Source organism: Ralstonia sp. UNC404CL21Col, assembly GCF_000620465.1.
GTDB classification, from domain to species: domain Bacteria; phylum Pseudomonadota; class Gammaproteobacteria; order Burkholderiales; family Burkholderiaceae; genus Ralstonia; species Ralstonia flatus.
Genome location: NZ_JIBE01000004.1, coordinates 1,636,794 through 1,651,834, shown reverse-complemented (window position 1 = coordinate 1,651,834; position 15,041 = coordinate 1,636,794). Strand labels below are relative to the sequence as shown.

At 63.6% G+C, this 15,041-nt stretch carries 15 protein-coding genes; 3 read left to right on the top strand and 12 right to left on the bottom strand.

All coding sequences use genetic code 11. The annotated features are described in order from the left end of the window. Window positions 1-360, top strand: a 360-nt coding sequence (locus N511_RS25530) for a hypothetical protein (protein ID WP_231479624.1), incomplete at its 5' end; no start/stop codon positions are given. A 196-nt stretch (window positions 361-556) separates the two neighbouring features. Here N511_RS25530 and N511_RS0115575 read toward each other — a convergent pair. Together N511_RS0115575 and N511_RS0115570 are read right to left on the bottom strand one after the other, a co-directional pair. Then, on the bottom strand, window positions 557-1,276 hold the full coding sequence (locus tag N511_RS0115575; protein ID WP_155954052.1) for a hypothetical protein: 720 nt from the start codon (window positions 1,274-1,276) through the stop codon (window positions 557-559). A 105-nt stretch (window positions 1,277-1,381) separates the two neighbouring features. Then, the gene (locus N511_RS0115570) at window positions 1,382-1,954 is read right to left on the bottom strand and encodes a DUF4337 domain-containing protein (protein WP_027680163.1); all 573 of its coding nucleotides are present in this window, start codon (window positions 1,952-1,954) and stop codon (window positions 1,382-1,384) included. A 298-nt stretch (window positions 1,955-2,252) separates the two neighbouring features. On the opposite strand from N511_RS0115570, the gene N511_RS0115565 reads away from it, so the two are divergent. Then, entirely contained in the window at window positions 2,253-3,458 is a 1,206-nt protein-coding gene (locus N511_RS0115565) for a sterol desaturase family protein (protein WP_027680162.1), read from the top strand. 17 nt (window positions 3,459-3,475) lie between these two features. Next, window positions 3,476-3,994, top strand: coding sequence for a cupin domain-containing protein (locus N511_RS0115560; RefSeq protein ID WP_027680161.1), 519 nt, complete (start codon window positions 3,476-3,478; stop codon window positions 3,992-3,994). Here the strand turns inward: N511_RS0115560 and N511_RS25610 are convergent, their stop codons facing one another. From N511_RS25610 to N511_RS0115510, 10 genes are all read right to left on the bottom strand, one after another. Then, window positions 3,995-4,117, bottom strand: coding sequence for a hypothetical protein (locus N511_RS25610; RefSeq protein ID WP_004634792.1), 123 nt, complete (start codon window positions 4,115-4,117; stop codon window positions 3,995-3,997). A 374-nt stretch (window positions 4,118-4,491) separates the two neighbouring features. Further along, a complete protein-coding gene (locus tag N511_RS0115550) occupies window positions 4,492-5,895 on the bottom strand; it encodes an MFS transporter (RefSeq protein WP_027680160.1) in 1,404 nt (467 codons plus the stop codon). A 71-nt stretch (window positions 5,896-5,966) separates the two neighbouring features. After that, the gene (locus N511_RS0115545; RefSeq protein ID WP_027680159.1) at window positions 5,967-7,067 is read right to left on the bottom strand and encodes a porin; all 1,101 of its coding nucleotides are present in this window, start codon (window positions 7,065-7,067) and stop codon (window positions 5,967-5,969) included. A gap of 176 nt (window positions 7,068-7,243) precedes the next feature. After that, window positions 7,244-8,194, bottom strand: a complete 951-nt coding sequence (locus tag N511_RS0115540; protein ID WP_027680158.1) for a PDR/VanB family oxidoreductase — start codon at window positions 8,192-8,194, stop codon at window positions 7,244-7,246. Window positions 8,195-8,215: 21 nt separating this feature from the next. Then, window positions 8,216-9,178, bottom strand: a complete 963-nt coding sequence (locus N511_RS0115535; protein ID WP_027680157.1) for a VOC family protein — start codon at window positions 9,176-9,178, stop codon at window positions 8,216-8,218. A 149-nt stretch (window positions 9,179-9,327) separates the two neighbouring features. Next, complete coding sequence (locus N511_RS0115530) at window positions 9,328-10,830, bottom strand: aldehyde dehydrogenase (RefSeq protein ID WP_027680156.1); 1,503 nt, start codon at window positions 10,828-10,830, stop codon at window positions 9,328-9,330. A gap of 16 nt (window positions 10,831-10,846) precedes the next feature. Beyond that, a complete protein-coding gene (locus N511_RS0115525) occupies window positions 10,847-11,650 on the bottom strand; it encodes an aspartate dehydrogenase (protein ID WP_027680155.1) in 804 nt (267 codons plus the stop codon). Between the two features lie 32 nt (window positions 11,651-11,682). Further along, complete coding sequence (locus N511_RS0115520; protein ID WP_027680154.1) at window positions 11,683-13,410, bottom strand: thiamine pyrophosphate-binding protein; 1,728 nt, start codon at window positions 13,408-13,410, stop codon at window positions 11,683-11,685. After that, on the bottom strand, window positions 13,403-14,206 hold the full coding sequence (locus N511_RS0115515) for an SDR family oxidoreductase (RefSeq protein WP_027680153.1): 804 nt from the start codon (window positions 14,204-14,206) through the stop codon (window positions 13,403-13,405). The genes N511_RS0115520 and N511_RS0115515 overlap by 8 nt, the downstream gene beginning before the upstream one ends. A gap of 2 nt (window positions 14,207-14,208) precedes the next feature. Then, window positions 14,209-15,036 carry an IclR family transcriptional regulator gene (locus N511_RS0115510; protein WP_024974095.1) on the bottom strand — a complete coding sequence of 276 codons (828 nt, stop codon included), beginning with the start codon at window positions 15,034-15,036 and terminating at the stop codon, window positions 14,209-14,211. Window positions 15,037-15,041 lie beyond the last annotated feature (5 nt).

Sequence of the window (15,041 nt, the reverse complement as noted above, 5' to 3'; positions counted from 1 at the left end):
TCTGTGCGAGCACTTCATTACTTGTTAGCTAGCGGATCGAAATCCGCCGCATCCAGTATTAAGCGCCCACACTTATCGGCTGTTTGCTTGTTAAAGAACTTCGCGATCAACTTTGTTCACCGCGTCGCTGCGTTGTCTGCAGCAGAGAAACGAGATTATGCAGAGCTTTTTCGTCGCTGTCAACAACTCGTCGAAGAATTTTTATCCATCAACTCGCTGCCAACTACCACTCGATCCACCGCCAATCACCTACCACCCGATCGACCGCAAACCCGCTCCACACCTGCTTCTCCACCACTCAACTCCACCACCGCCACTTGCGTTTCGGCGCTGTGTTTTGCAGCGAGGGGCGAATACTAATGTGTGGACGCGCGGCTGGCAAGCACTTTTGTGAGTCGCTCGAAAAAATCTTGTTGATCACCGGCCTGCATCGCCATGGGCTGCCGCGTCATGGCACGGTTGAGACGCCGGCGAACGCCGCGACCGCCCAGTCTGCGACACAGATTGGGCCAGCCCGTCGCCCGTCGCCTCGTTACCTATAGAGATGCAGTTGGCATCAATGTTTGACCGGCGACTGGCACAGCTTCTGGTTGTAGAGGATGGCCTTGCTGGTCGACGCGTAATTGTCGGCGTCGCACGGCGGCAGGCTCAGTGATGCATCCTTCTGCGCCTTCACGGCAGTCGTTTCGGACAACACAGCCAAACATTGGGCATTGTCACCGCGATGGTATTCAGTCACGGCGAGATCACTACGGGCCTTGTCGCGCTCGATCCAGTCCATGAAGGGATCGCACTCGGAAAGCAGCGAACGCAGCGTTGTGCGTGCTGCGTCGTAGTCCTTGGCGGCATATTGCTTGTGGGCCTGGCCGATGCGGGCTTGGCGCTGGCGGTCGGTGCAGGCGGCGGGTGCGCGGCGGTAGTCGCCATCAAACATGGCGCGCATGCCGCAGAAAGCTCGGCAGGCCTCGGCGGTGGCGGAGGAATCCAGCTTGAGCGCATCCTTATTACCTGACACGGCGATGCGGCACGTGCCTTCATCCTTGTCAACGCCAACGCGGCCACGGAATGTGCCTTCGATCGCGCACGTGTGGCAGTTGCCGCCAATCGTCGTGATGTTGAAGCTGCTGCCCTTGACCGTCATCGTGCCGCTCGCGCTGCCGCCCAGGATGTAGACGTACTCGCCCGGCTCGACGGCCGGGCCGGCCGCCATGGCCCATGCGCTGGCCAACAAGCCTGCGATCATCAATGTGCGCCACATCCACATTCCACGTGTCATCTGTTCATTCCTGATGCATGGAGGCGGGATGCCTCCTTCAAGCGCGCCATTCTGGCGGCTGGGTATGTTCCCTCGCAACCGCCAGTGAGCAGCGCACCTAAGCGGTCAGATGTGAAGCAGCGCCAGCACGGCGACGACACCGCCGACAGCGCCAACGCCGTACGAAAGCACCTGCATCCAGCGCCGGCGAGAAAGCAAGGTGATGGCCGCCAGGGCGATCGACACCTGGATGGCGGCCACGGCTTGCGCCCACCGGTGGTGATGGTGGACGGCAAGCTCGCTGGCCTCGTCGGCTTCTTTGGCAAGACGCTCCTGGTCTTCGGCCTGGCGGCGGATGTCTTCCTTCTCGGCGGCGTAGCGCTGGGCGTCGCGCTTGGCAGCGGCCTGATCGGTACCGGGAAGTTGGGCGGTCAGCTCAGCAATCGCCTGCTTTTGACCCTTGGCCTGGTAATAGGCCCAGCGGTTGGCGGCCTCGGTCTTATGAATGGCGGCTTCATTCTTGGCAAGCAGCGCGGCATTTTGCGTCGCCCCGCCCTGGTAACCGAAGATAGCGCCGGCCGTCGACAGAATCGCCGTCATGACAGCAATTCGCCCGGCAAAGCTGTCGGCGTGGCCACTCTCTGCTGCGTGCTCGAGCGCATGATCATGCGCACCGTGAACGTGAAATCCTTCGGACATGGTTGCTCCCCTTTTCAGTCTTATATCGTCGCGCGCCCGTCAGGCGCGGGCCTCACAATGCATCGCCTTGCACGGAAAGGCAACGCCCTGCGTTGCGCATCCAACGCTGCAGATGCGGATTCGTGACTCGGACACACAACAGAAAAGCGTGGCAATCGCAGATGATTGTTACGCGCGAAAAAGCTCGTTTGAATGTGTGAAACCGGTCCGTATAATCGCGCCGCAATGCGAATGAGGGCCAGCACTCGATTGGCAATCGCATTGTTAATAAAACAAAACAATACTGCGAGTCAGATCCATGGATGCGTCTAAACAGCCTTTGGCGCCAATGCCCGAAAAGGAACATCACCCCGCCATTGTCCGCGTGGCCGACGCGACGATCCGCGATGCCAATGCGCTGCTGCATGCCAATGGCGGCCTGAAGTTCGGCCGGGGCATGATCGGTACGATCCTGGCGCTGGTGCTGGGCTTTCTGTGCTTGCTGGGCGTGCTGGCCTTTCACTTTCCGCAGTATCTGACGACGCCGGAATTACGCCGCGCGTATTCGGTAGATGTGATTCGGCAGATCCTGTTTGTCTCGCTGTTGATTTCCGGCGGGTTATCTCTGGCGAATATCGTGCTGGATAACCGCCGTCGCCTGAACGGCCTGGCGTTCCTCTTCGTGGTGGTTGCTGTCGCGCTGGGCGGCTCACGCGTGCCGGTTGGTGATTTTCCGGACCACACGCCGTATATCGGCATGGACTGGTTCATTCTCGACCTGCTCGGTTCGACGGCGATTTTCGTGCTGCTCGAGAAGCTGTTCCCGCTCTATAAGAAGCAGCCGGTGTTCCGCCCCGAATGGCAGACCGACATGGTCCACTTTGCGGTGAACCACTTCATCGTAGGGCTGGTGCTGCTGGTGGTGAACTTCCTGATCCACCGCGTGTTCGGTTGGATGGTGCATGCAGACTTCCAGCAGATGGTGCAGCACATCTGGTTCATTCCGCAGTTGCTGCTTTGCATGCTGGTGGCCGATCTGATGGAGTACGTCACGCACCGCGCGTATCACGAGGTGCCGTTCCTCTGGCGCTTCCATGCCGTGCATCACAGCGTGAAGACAATGGACTGGCTGGCCGGCTCGCGCCAGCACATTCTTGAATTGATCGTCACGCGTGTGGCAGTGCTGGGGCCGCTGTTCGTGCTGGGCTTCGACAAGGCCGTGGTCGATGTCTACATCATCATCGTGGGCTTCCAGGCGGTGTTCAATCACGCCAACGTGCACTTGCCGTGGGGCCCGCTGAAGTACATCTTCGTGACGCCGGATTTCCACCACTGGCACCATTCATCGGAAGACGAAGCGATCGACAAGAACTACGCCGCACATTTCGCCTTCATCGATTACCTGTTCGGTACCGCGGTGAAATCGAAAAAGGCCCTCCCGGAGAAGTACGGCGTGGTGGGCGACTACATGCCCGACGGGTTCGTCAACCAGCAGCGCTTTCCGTTCCGCCGTCAGCAGAACTGAGTCGAAGGTTTCCCATCATGCCGCTCGCCCTCGCCGCCCAGAACCTCATCACCCGCCTCGGTCTCGAACCGCACCCGGAAGGCGGCTTCTATCGCGAGACCTATCGCAGCGAGGAACGCGTCCAGCGAGGCATCCCGCCCATCGAACGTGCGGCCGCCACCGCCATCTATTACCTGTTGGCGGATGATGCATATTCCGCCTGGCATCGGATCCAGTCGGACGAGTTGTGGCACTTCCATGCGGGGGACTCACTCAATGTGCATGTGTTGGAGGAAGACGGTACGGTGAAGACGCATCATTTGGGCCACGCGGCCGATGATGCGACGGCGGTGTACCAGGCGGTGGTGCCGGCTGGCCGCTGGTTTGCAGCCGAGCGCGTGCCGGGCGAGCATGGGTACACGCTCGTCGGCTGCACCGTTGCGCCGGGGTTCGAGTTCAGCGAATTCGAACTGGCTGACGGCGACGCGCTGCTGGGGAAGTATTCGGTACATGGCGATCTCGTCCGCAGGTTGCTGCCCAAGCCCCGCGGCGCCTGATCAGCACCACACCACGCTTTCATAGCCCACCGTGCGGCGGTAGACGCTCATGCCGCGCCATGTGCTGTATTCCATGTAGGCACATGTCAGAACGACGATCCAGTTGGCTGCTGTGGTGGACATATTCCCTCCCATCTCGGCGTGCCCGATGACTTCTTATCGGCACGTTTTCAGTCTATGAGAGGGGGTCTCAAAGTCATTGCACGAGCAATGACGCTTCTTGCCCGCTATTTCGAGACCCCGCTTTCTCAAGGGCATCGCGCGTCGCAAACGCCCACCGGGCGCATCTCTCATGCATCTCCGAGCGCACAGCCCGGGGCGACCGGTCGCCCTGTCGGATACCGCTACTCCGCAGCAGCTTCCATGTGCGCGCGCCAAGCACCTAAGGCACGGGCTGGAGCTGCTGACAGATCACACTATCGGCTGAAACAAAAACGGCGAGGGCGCGCCTACCGAGCGCTACCCTCGCCGTCTTGTGACCATCAAGCGCTTCCGGCTTACAGCTCGAGCTGCTCCAGCACTTTCCCCTTGGTCTCGATGCCGAGGAAGTAGATGGTGATTGCCGCCAGGATGGGCACCAAGGCCAGCAGCAGGAACGCATTGCTGACGTTGCCCGAGCCGATGGTCGAACCGATCAGCATCGGCGAAAAGATCGCCGCAATCTTCAGCCACGCGCCGCCCATGCCGCAGCCGATCGCGCGGATGTTGGTCGGGTACAGCTCCGGCGTGTAGACATACGCGGTGATAAAGCCGCACGCCATCAACCCCAGCGCCAACGAGCACAACCCTGCCACCACATAGAGCGACTGCTCGTGCAGCAGCCCGGCCAGCGCCAGCGAGACGCCGCACAGCACAAACGACACCACCATCACGGGCTTGCGGCCAACCTTGTCGACGATCATCGCGCACACCAACGAGCCGACCACACCCAGCACGGACGCCAGCGCCGCCAGATTCAGCGCCAGTTGGAGCGGCGCATGGTAGATCGTCTTGTAGACCGTGGGCAGCCATGTCGACAGACCGTACTGGATGAAACCACACGTTGCCCACAGCATGGCTACAACGACCGTGCGCTTGATGTACACCGGGCCGAACAGATCGCGCATGCCCCGCTTCGGGTGGCGGTGCGACATCTGCTCGAAGGCCGAGGTATCGCCCAGCGGAGGTAGCGGCTCCTTCGCCTTGGCTTCAAAGCGAGCCTGCGCAGCGTCGGCCTCAGCCATGCGGCCATTGGTGGCCAGCCAGCGCGGGGACTCCGGCACGGCCTTGGGCAGCGTAAAGAACAGGACCAGCGGAATGCCACCGAGAAAGTACATCACCTCCCAGCCGAAATGCGGCACCAGCCATGCGCCCAACGCGTTGGACACCAGCAGGCCGATCGGGAACACCACCTCGTAGAGCAACACGAAGCGCCCGCGACCATGTGCGCGCGTGACTTCGTTGATGTACGTTGCCGCCACGGGCAGCTCGCCGCCCAAGCCAACGCCTTGCACGATACGCAGCGCTGCAAACACGGCAAAACTGGGCGCCACGCCACACAGCAGGCTCATCAAGCCGATGATGCCCGCGCTATAGCCGATCATGCGCACGCGACCGAATCGCTCGGCGAGCATGGGAAACACCAACGCGCCGACCAACTGGCCGATACCGGGGGCACCGATCACAAACGCAATCTGGGCCGGCGTCAGATGCCACTGCGCAATCAGCAGCGGCAGCGTGGCCGCGATGACGATGACGTCAAAGCCGTCGAAGAATGTCGCCAACCCGATCAGCAGACGCGCACGCACGTGCATGCCGTTGCTCTTGAGCCGCTCGATGCGGGCAACGATCTTGCCCAGGCTCATCGCACCCCGCGACGCATCGTGGTCAATTCCGCTATCAATCAAAACACCTGGCTTCATGTGAAGCTCCTTCCCGAGGAAGTTGATGCGCCACCGGGTCGCTGCCCAGCGGCGCGCGTTGGGTCAGGACGTCAGAACGAGTGGTGCACCCCGGTGCTGACAACGACCTGGTTGCGCTGCGCCGCTACACCCACGCCGTTGATGGCAGCAGACTGCGCATCGCCGGACGCACGCTGATACGTACCTTGTACGTACACCTGCGTGCGCTTGGAAAACGCATACACGTTGCCGAGGCTGAACTGGTTCCAGCGGGCGCCCTCGTACTTGCTGAAGGTATAGCCCACGTTGAGCGTATTCGCGGCGCTGTAATGCCACGCGGTGCCCAGGTCGACGTTCTGTGCGCGGGCGTTGGCGCCACCCAGCGTGATGCGCGTTTGCGTATAGACCGCGTTGATCTGGACCGGCAGGCCGCTGAACTGATACAGCGCGCCGGCACCGAACGACTTGACCGAACTCATCGGCGTCATCACGCCGGGCACGAGCGTCGTGCCGAGCGTGTTCGTGATACCCAACCGACCCGCGATGTCCAGCGCGCGGTCGTTGGACGCGGTATAGGCCGCGGCGGCTCGGAAACCGCCATTGGTGTAGTACGCGCCGAGGCTGTAACTGCGGCTCTTCGACGGCGAACCGGGTACCTCGCCAAAGCCGTACATGCCGCCCAGCTGCAGCCCGCCGAAGATGGGCGAGACGTAACGCACAGCGTTGTCGATCTGGAACTGGTTGGCCAGGTTGTCGAAGTTGCCGGGGTGGAACAGGTAGAAGTTGGTGAGCTGGAAACCGTTGCTCAGGCGGCCGAGGTAATCGAACATGAAATCCGCCTGATGGCCAAGCTGGATGTTGCCCAGGCGATCGTTCGTCAGGCCGACCCACGCCGTGCGGTTGAACAGCTTGCCGGCAACCACGCTGCTGCCGGTGTCCCCCAGAAAGCCCGATTCCAACTGGAAGATGGCCTGCGTACCGCCGCCGAGATCTTCCGAGCCGCGCAGGCCGAAGCGGTCCGGCTGCATCGTGCCGGGGTCCATGCGCAGCGCCGAGCCGCTAGACGCGCCGCTCTTGAGGCTGCTGATGTAGGCCACGCCTTCATCAATGCTGCCGTACAGCGTCACGTTGCTCTGGGCCGCCGCCGTGCCGGCCAGGCTCATCGCCGCAAGGGTGAACAAGGTTGTCTTCATTTGCAGTTTCCTCCACTGGACAAGGTGTCCGCCCCGCCAGTTGTTATCGCCGTCTTGGTGGACGAGCTGGTTGTGGTTCTTGCCTTGTTTCGTATACGAAACGTCGTTTAAAAGAAAAACAGGGCGCAAAAAAAGACGGCGCGGCTGGTCAGGCCGGCGCCTAAACCATCCTGCGCTTACAGATCGATCACCAGGCGCTTGCCCTTACAGCCGGATACGCAAACCATCATCGTCTGGTTGGAGGCACGCTCGCTCTTGGAAAGCACGCTGTCACGGTGGTCGGGCTCGCCTTCGAGCACGCGCGTTTCGCACGAGCCGCACACACCTTCCTTGCAGCTGTGTTCCACCTCGACGCCAATCTCCAACAGCGCGTCGAGCAGCGACTTGCCTGCCGGCACACACAGTTCAGCACCGTTGCGCGCGAGCTTGACCTGGTATTCGCCCTCCTGTACCGATTCCACGCCGGGGTCGGCTGCAAAGCGTTCGATATGGACGTTGGTGTAGCCCAGCGCTTCACAGGCCGCCTCGAATGCCCGCAGCATCGGGCCGGGGCCGCAGCAATAGAAATGCGTATCGGCCGGATGCCCTGCAAGCAGCGCTTTCAGATCGGGGGGGCCACCGACTTCTGCGTCCAGGTGAAAACGCACCGCTTCGCCATGGGCGGCCAGCTCATCGGCAAAGGCCGCTTCGGCACGCGAGCGGGCGCAATACAGCATCGAGAACGTCTTGCCTTGCTCGGCCAGGCGACGCGCCATGCAGACGATGGGCGTCACGCCGATGCCACCTGCAACCAGCACGGTGCGCGGCGCCGTTTCGTCCAGCTCGAAGTGATTGCGTGGGCCGCCGATCTTGAGCATCGAACCGACGCGCAACTGCTCGTGCACATAGCGCGAGCCGCCGCGGCTGTTGCGATCGAGCAGCACGCCGACCACGTAACGGTCACGCACCTCTGGCGCGCCGCACAGTGAATAGCTGCGCACCAGCCCGTTGCCGAGATGCAATTCGATATGCGCGCCCGGTGCGTACTCCGGCAAAGGCTTGCCGTCGATATCGCGCAGCTCCACGCTCACGATGCCTTGGGCTTCGTAGCGCATGGCATGCACACGCAGGTTGAGGGGGGAATTCATAGCACGTCTCTCTGCAACGTTTCAGCGCTTTTCCGTCAGGAACTTGCCTTCGGGGCCGGCGACGTTCTTCTGCCGGCGTGTGTTGCCGTCAATGCCGCCGTCGATGGCCCATTCGGCAAACACGGTCGGGCCGGGCTCGAAATCGCGCGGCTGCCAGTCGGCGTCGAGCTGGTCTTCATCGGCGTAGTACTCGATCAGGCCGCCAGCCGGGTTCTTGAAGTACCAGAAGTACGCCGACGAAATCGGGTGACGGCCCGGGCCCAGCTGCGTATCCCACCCACAGCGCGACACATGCATGCCGCCACCGAACACTTCATGGATGTCGCGCACGGTGAAAGCCACGTGGTTGAGCCCGCTCTTGGCCTGCGGCGTCTGCAGCAGGAACAGGTCGTGATGACCGCCTTCGGGCTCACAGCGCAGGAACGCCCCGCGACCCGGGTAGTGGTCGGACGGCACAAAGCCGAGCTTCTCGACATAGAAGCGCTCCGTGGCCGCCACGTCCTTGACGAAGAAGACCACGTGGCCGACTTCGATGGGCGTGGCACGTTCGTAGATTGGGCTCGGTTGGTTGCGGCGCGGCTTGTCCGTCCACGTGTTCATCGCGGCGCATTGCACGTCGACGTCGCGCTTGGTGGACAGCTGCACGCGCACGGCGAGGCCGTTCGGGTCGGTGCAACCGACGCGGCCGTCGGCGTGCACGTAGCCGGGCTGGTCAGCCAGCGTGTCGACTAGGCGATCGAGCACAGCCTGCGAATCGGTGCCCCAGATCACTTCGCGCAGCGTCGGGCCGGCTTCCATGGCGGGCGGCAGCGCGGCATCGCCGCTGCGCTTGACGCGCACGCGGCAGCCGTTGAGCGTCTCGAACAGCAGGCCGCTGGCGTCTTCCGATTGTAGGGCGAGGCCCCAATCCAGGAAGAACTGCTGGCAGGCGGCGAGGTCGTCGGCACCGTAGACGATTTCGTCGATGCCTCGAATCGTGTTCATCTTGATCTCCTGTGGTCTGGGTGTTTGCTTCGGCGTTAGAGCCGGTAACAAGACCCAGCGAAGCGGTCCTGGCTAGGCGTGCCGCCGCAGACAGTACTTAAGTACGGCAAGGCGGCACAACGACGCCAGGAGGGTTTTGTTAGCGGCGCTTAGTTGGCGTTGGCCCAGGCCAGCGGCTGTGCATTCAAACCCCAGTAGAGGCTCTTCTGCTCCATGTATTGCAGGATGCCGAGTCGGCCCTTCTCGCGGCCCAGGCCGCTGTCGCGCCAGCCGCCAAACGGCGTCGAGATCGAGAACTGCTTGTATGTGTTGATCCACACGTTGCCGGCCTGCACTGCGCGGCCGATGCGCCATGCGCGCTTGTAGTCGCGCGTCCAGATGCCGGCGGCCAACGCGTAGACGCTGTCGTTGGCCTGCTCGATCAATTCGTCTTCATCGTCGAACGGCATGGCGACGAGCACCGGGCCGAAGATTTCTTCCTGGCAAATGCGGGCGCTGTTGGTGAGCCCTTCGATGATGGTCGGCGTGTAGAAATAGCCCGACTCGCAGCCGGCAATTGCCGGGCGCAAACCGCCCGTGCGCAGGTGGCCGCCATCTGCCACGCCCATCGCGACGTACGACTCGATGGTCTCGCGGTGGCGATCGGTAATCAGCGGGCCCATCTGCGTCGATTCATCGGCCGGATTGCCGACCCGCAGACGTGCTGCGGCAGCGGCCAGGCGATCCATGAAGCGCTCGTACAGCGAACGCGCCACGAACAGACGCGAACCGGCGATGCACGACTCGCCCGACGAGCTGAAGATGCCGTACAGCACGCCATTCACGGCGTGGTCGAGGTCGGCATCTTCAAACACCATCGTCGGCGACTTGCCGCCGAGTTCCAGCGACACGGGCATCATCTTGTCAGCGGCAATGTGGGCAATGTGTTTGCCCGTGTTCGTGCCACCCGTGAACGACACACGGCGCACCAGCGGATGCTTCGTAATCGCATCCCCAATCACGGAGCCCTTGCCGGGCAGCACGCTGATCATGCCCTTGGGCACGCCCGCCTCTTCGCAGATGGCAGCAAGTTCCAGCGCCATCAGCGGCGTAACCTCCGCCGGTTTGACGACGACGGCGTTGCCCGCGGCCAGCGCGGGCGCCATCTTTTGCGCTTCGCTGGCAATCGGCGAATTCCACGGCGTGATGGCGGCCACCACGCCCATGGGCTCATGCACGCTCATCGTCAGGCAATCGCCACGCATGGGCGTGAGCGACTCTTCCAGCGTCTCGCATGCGGCGCCGAAGAACTGGAACGTGGCCGCAGCGCTTGCCACCAGCGCGCGCGTCTCGTTGATCGGCTTGCCGTTATCCAAGCGCTGGCGTTGTGCCAACGCTTCACTGCGCGAGCGGATCAGCTCAGCTACGCGGTACAGAACGGCCGCGCGCTCGTGCGGCTTGCGCTGCGCCCAGCCGCTGGACAGGAAGGCTCGGTAGGCGCCCGCCACAGCCTCTTCCACATCGGCGACGCTGGCGGCATTGAGTTCTGCAACGACTTCACCGGTGGCCGGGTAGCGCGTGGCATAGCGCTCGCCCGTGCCGAGGCGCCAATCGCCGGCAATGCAGATGGGCAACACGGACGTTGCGGTTGCGTTCGGGTTGGAAACAGTCATGGCGCTATGGCCTCGCTTAAATCGAAACGGCGTGCGCGCGGTTGCCCAGCGCACGCACCACGCTGAACACCGTCAGCGCAGAAGTCTTGGGATTGGCCGCCAGCGGCTTGCCGCGCATCGTCAGCTCGAAGCCGCCAAAGGCACCGCGCGCTTCGACGTGATGGATGTTCTCGTCTACCGTTGGGTCGGCCAGCAGCTTGACGTGCGTGTGCTCAAGACCGAGGCCCGCCAGTGACAGCGTGGCCGCCACGTTGGCGTTTTTCGGGAACAGACGCGCAGCTTCACGGGCGTTGCCTTCGAAGATCACAGTCGGCTCGCGCAGCGCATCGAGGTCGAACTGCTGCTCGGCCGGCGTGTCCTTCCAGGCGCGCGGCGGCTTGCGGCCGGTGTAGACCACGGCGTCCAACCCGCCGACGCGCGCAGCGGCCAGTGCGTCGATGGCGCCGATGGCGCCCGACAGCAGCTGCACCTGCGCGTTGCCACGGCGGGCCGCAGCCTCCAGCCGTTCCGCCACGCCGGGTTCCGACAGCGCACCCACCGATACGACCAGGCAGTCGATGCCCTGCTCCAACGCCGGCAACACATGCTCCTCAAGCGCATCATGGCCAGCGCATTCGACGAGCAGATCAGGATGCGCGTCGGCCGACAGATGCGTCGTGACACGCGCATTCGGTGCGAACGGGGCGATGGCCTCGCGCGCCTTGTCCATCGCGTGCTCGGGCACGATCACGGCGTCAAAGCACACATCCGGATCGCTCTTGAGCAGTTCCAGTACGCCCTGCCCGATCGCTCCGCACCCGACCATCGATACATGCAGCATGTCCGGCTCCTTCAATTGGCTCGGTTGCAGGTTCACGCCACCACCGTCGTGCGCTCGGCTGCGCGCTCGCCCTGGCCGTCCTTGGCCTGCTGGTTGACCGGCGGGCCTGCAAAGATCGTCTTGAAGCTGCCGATGGAGAGCATGTCGATCTCCATCAGGAACGGGCCCTCGCCGCTGGTGGCTTCCTTCAGCGCGCTGCTCACGTCTGCCAGATCCGAGACGCGGCGATGACGCAGTTGCAGCGACTGGGCGAGCGCCGCGTAGTCCGGCGTGTGCAGATCCACGTAATGGCGGCGGCCGCCGTACTGCGCGTCCTGGATGTTCTTGATGACGCCGTAGCCCTTGTCGTTCATCAGCACGATGACGAGGTTGGCGCGCTCCTGCACCGCAGTCGCCAATTCACCCAGGTTCAGGATGAAGCCGCCATCGCCGGCCAGGCAGAACGTGGTCTTGCCCGATCCGGTTGCAGCCGCACCGATGGCCGCGCCGATGCCCATCGCCAAACCTTGGCCGATGCCGCCGCCCAGCGCATGTACGCCGGCGCGCGAGTCAAAGATGCGGAGCTGGCGATTGCCCCAGGTGCTGTTCGACACCGTCACGTCGCGCACCCAGTTGAATTCGCGGCCCACGGCGGCTTGCAAAGCCTCCACCAGCTTGGCGTACGGACCGAGGCCGTCGATCAGCGCGCCTACGGCCGCCTCGTGTGCCGCCCGCAGGTCTGCCGCGAATGTCGCGTCGATCTGCATCTTCTTTTCCAGCCGGTCGGCCAGGCCATCCAGCGCAAGCGCCGAATCGCCGCACACGAAGTAGTCGCTGGCGTAGCAACGGCCCTCCGCCGATGCATCCGCATCGATACGGTACAGCGGACGCGGCAGCTTCAGTTCGTACTTCAGCGTTTCGTTACCGCGCAGGCGTGAGCCCACCACGACCATGGCATCGCACGTCTGGTAGAACGCTTCGACCGGCTTGTGCAGGTTGAATGCGCCCAGCGAGCGCGGGTCATCTTCCGGCACGATGCCGCGGCCCTGCGTGCTGGTGACCACACCAAAGCCGAGGTCCATCAGGCGCTTGACCTGCTTCGCAGCGTGGCGGGCACCACCGCCCAGCCACAGCATCGGACGCCGCGCGCGCGACAGACGTTCAGCCAGTTCGTCCAGCGCGTGGGCCGACGGCACATGCTGCGGCACCAGCAGCGGGCGCAGGTCATCCGGCATGGGAATCAGCGCCGCCTGGATGTCGATGGGAATCTCCACGCTCACCGGACCGGCCGGGGCCGTCAACGCGGTCTGCACGGCCAGCTTCATCGTGCTGATAGCCGTGTCGGCACTGCGCACGCGGAAGGCAGCCTTGGAGACGGCCTTGAGCATCGTGAGCTGGTCCGGCGCTTCGTGGATGTACGCCAGGCTCTGGTCCAGGTACGGCGTTTCGATCTGGCCCGTGATGTGCAGCAGCGGCGTGCCGGCGGTCAGGGCTTCGACCATGGCGCCTGCCGCATTGCCGGCCGCGGTGCCGGTGCTGGTCAGGCAGACGCCCAGGCCGCCCGTGGTCCGGGCATAGGCGTCGGCCATGTTGGCGCCGCCGGCTTCACCGCGCGCCATGACGAAGCGGATCTTGCCGCGCTCGCCCATCGCATCGAGGATGGGCATGTTGTGGATCGAGATGACACCGAAAGCGGCCCTGACCTCGCAGGCCTCCAGGAAGGCTGCAATCGCGTGGCCCACCGTGACCAGCTGTTGTTCCTGTTGTTGTCGTTTAAGCATGACGGGAGTGTCCTCCGGAGATATCGATGTGGCTGCCCGTGGTGTACGAAGACAACGGCGAGGCAAGGAACAGAATGGCGCGGGCAGCCTCTTCGGGCTGGCCCAGGCGTCCAAGGGGAATGTGTTTTTGCGCGGCCAGGCGGCGCGTCCACGCAGCCCAGTCGAGATGGCGATCTTCTTCGGGTCGAGCCTCGAAGCGGCGGCGCCATTGGCCGGACTCCACCAGGCCGATCAGGATGCCGTTGACGCGCACGCCCTTCGGTGCGAATTCAGTCGCCATCGAACGCACGAGATTGAGCACACCCGCACGCGCGGCAGAGGTGGCCACCATGTGCGGCTCGGGCTGCTGCGCGAGCAGCGAATTCACGCAGACGATCGCGCCGTGCGCCGAGCGCTCGAGTTGCGGCATGAAAGCGCGCGTGGGATGAATCACCGAGAAGAACTTGAGATGCAGTTCCTGCGTCCACGCGGCATCGTCGGTATCGGCAAACGTCGAGACGCGGCCTTGGCCCGCGTTGTTGACCAGCATGTCGACGGGGCCCAGCGCTTGCTCCACGGCGTCGGCAAACGCTGCCATCTGCGCCGCGTCAAGCACGTCGCACGTTGCAGCAAAGAGCCGGGCGTTGGGGAAGCGGCGGCGCAGACCTTGTTCGGCTTGCGCGAGGCGTTCGGCATTGCGGCCGCACAGCGCCACGGCGGCACCAGCTTCCAGCAGCAGTTCAACGGTGGCCAGGCCGATGCCGGAGGAGCCGCCCGTCACTACTGCGGTCTTGCCAGTCAGGTCGATCATCGGCATGGTCATTCGCGGAACAGGTTGACGACCTTGCCGCCTGCGGGGCGGTAGTCCAGCAGATAAGACAGCTCGCCGGCAGCGGCGCGCACCTTGTCGATCATCAGATCGAGCTGTGCAGGTTCAATGCGCGGCGACGGAATCGTCGTGCCGAGCGCGGCCACCACCTTGCCGGCGCGGTCGAGCACCGGCGCAGCAATCGTCGAGATGTTGGCTTCGAAGAAGCCTTCCTGCAGCACGTAGCCGTGTTCGCGGTCGCGCTGGACCATCTCGAACAGCTCTTCCACCGTGCGCGGCGTGTTGGCGGAAAACACTTCCAGCTGCGGCTCCGGATACAGCTGGCGCAGCTCAGCCAGCGACAGATCGGCCAGCAGCACACGACCCAGCACCGTGGCGTGAGCCGGCAGGCGCGTGCCGACATTCACCGAACTGGTGAACGGCGTGGGCGCGACGGATTTCGCCACGTAGACGATCGAGCGGCCATCGCGCACGACGAGGTTGCACGGGTAGTGAATCTCGTCGCGCAGACGATCGAGCAGCGGGCGGCCCAGCTCGGTCAATTCCAGCGACGCGAGATATTCAAAGCCCAGCCGCAGCACCGCCATGCCGAGGCGGAAATCGCGGCCGCCGTCAACGCGTTCGATGAAGCCCATCACTTCAAGTGTGGTCAGCAGGCGGAACACCGTGGAGCGCGGCACCTTCAGGCGGCGCGCCAGTTCCGGCGCAGACAGCACACGATCTTTGTGGCTGAACTCGCACAGCAGGCGCAGGCCGCGTTCGAGCCCCGGCACGATGTACTTTTCCTGCACGTCTTCTGGGATGAGATCGTTGCTCATACGTC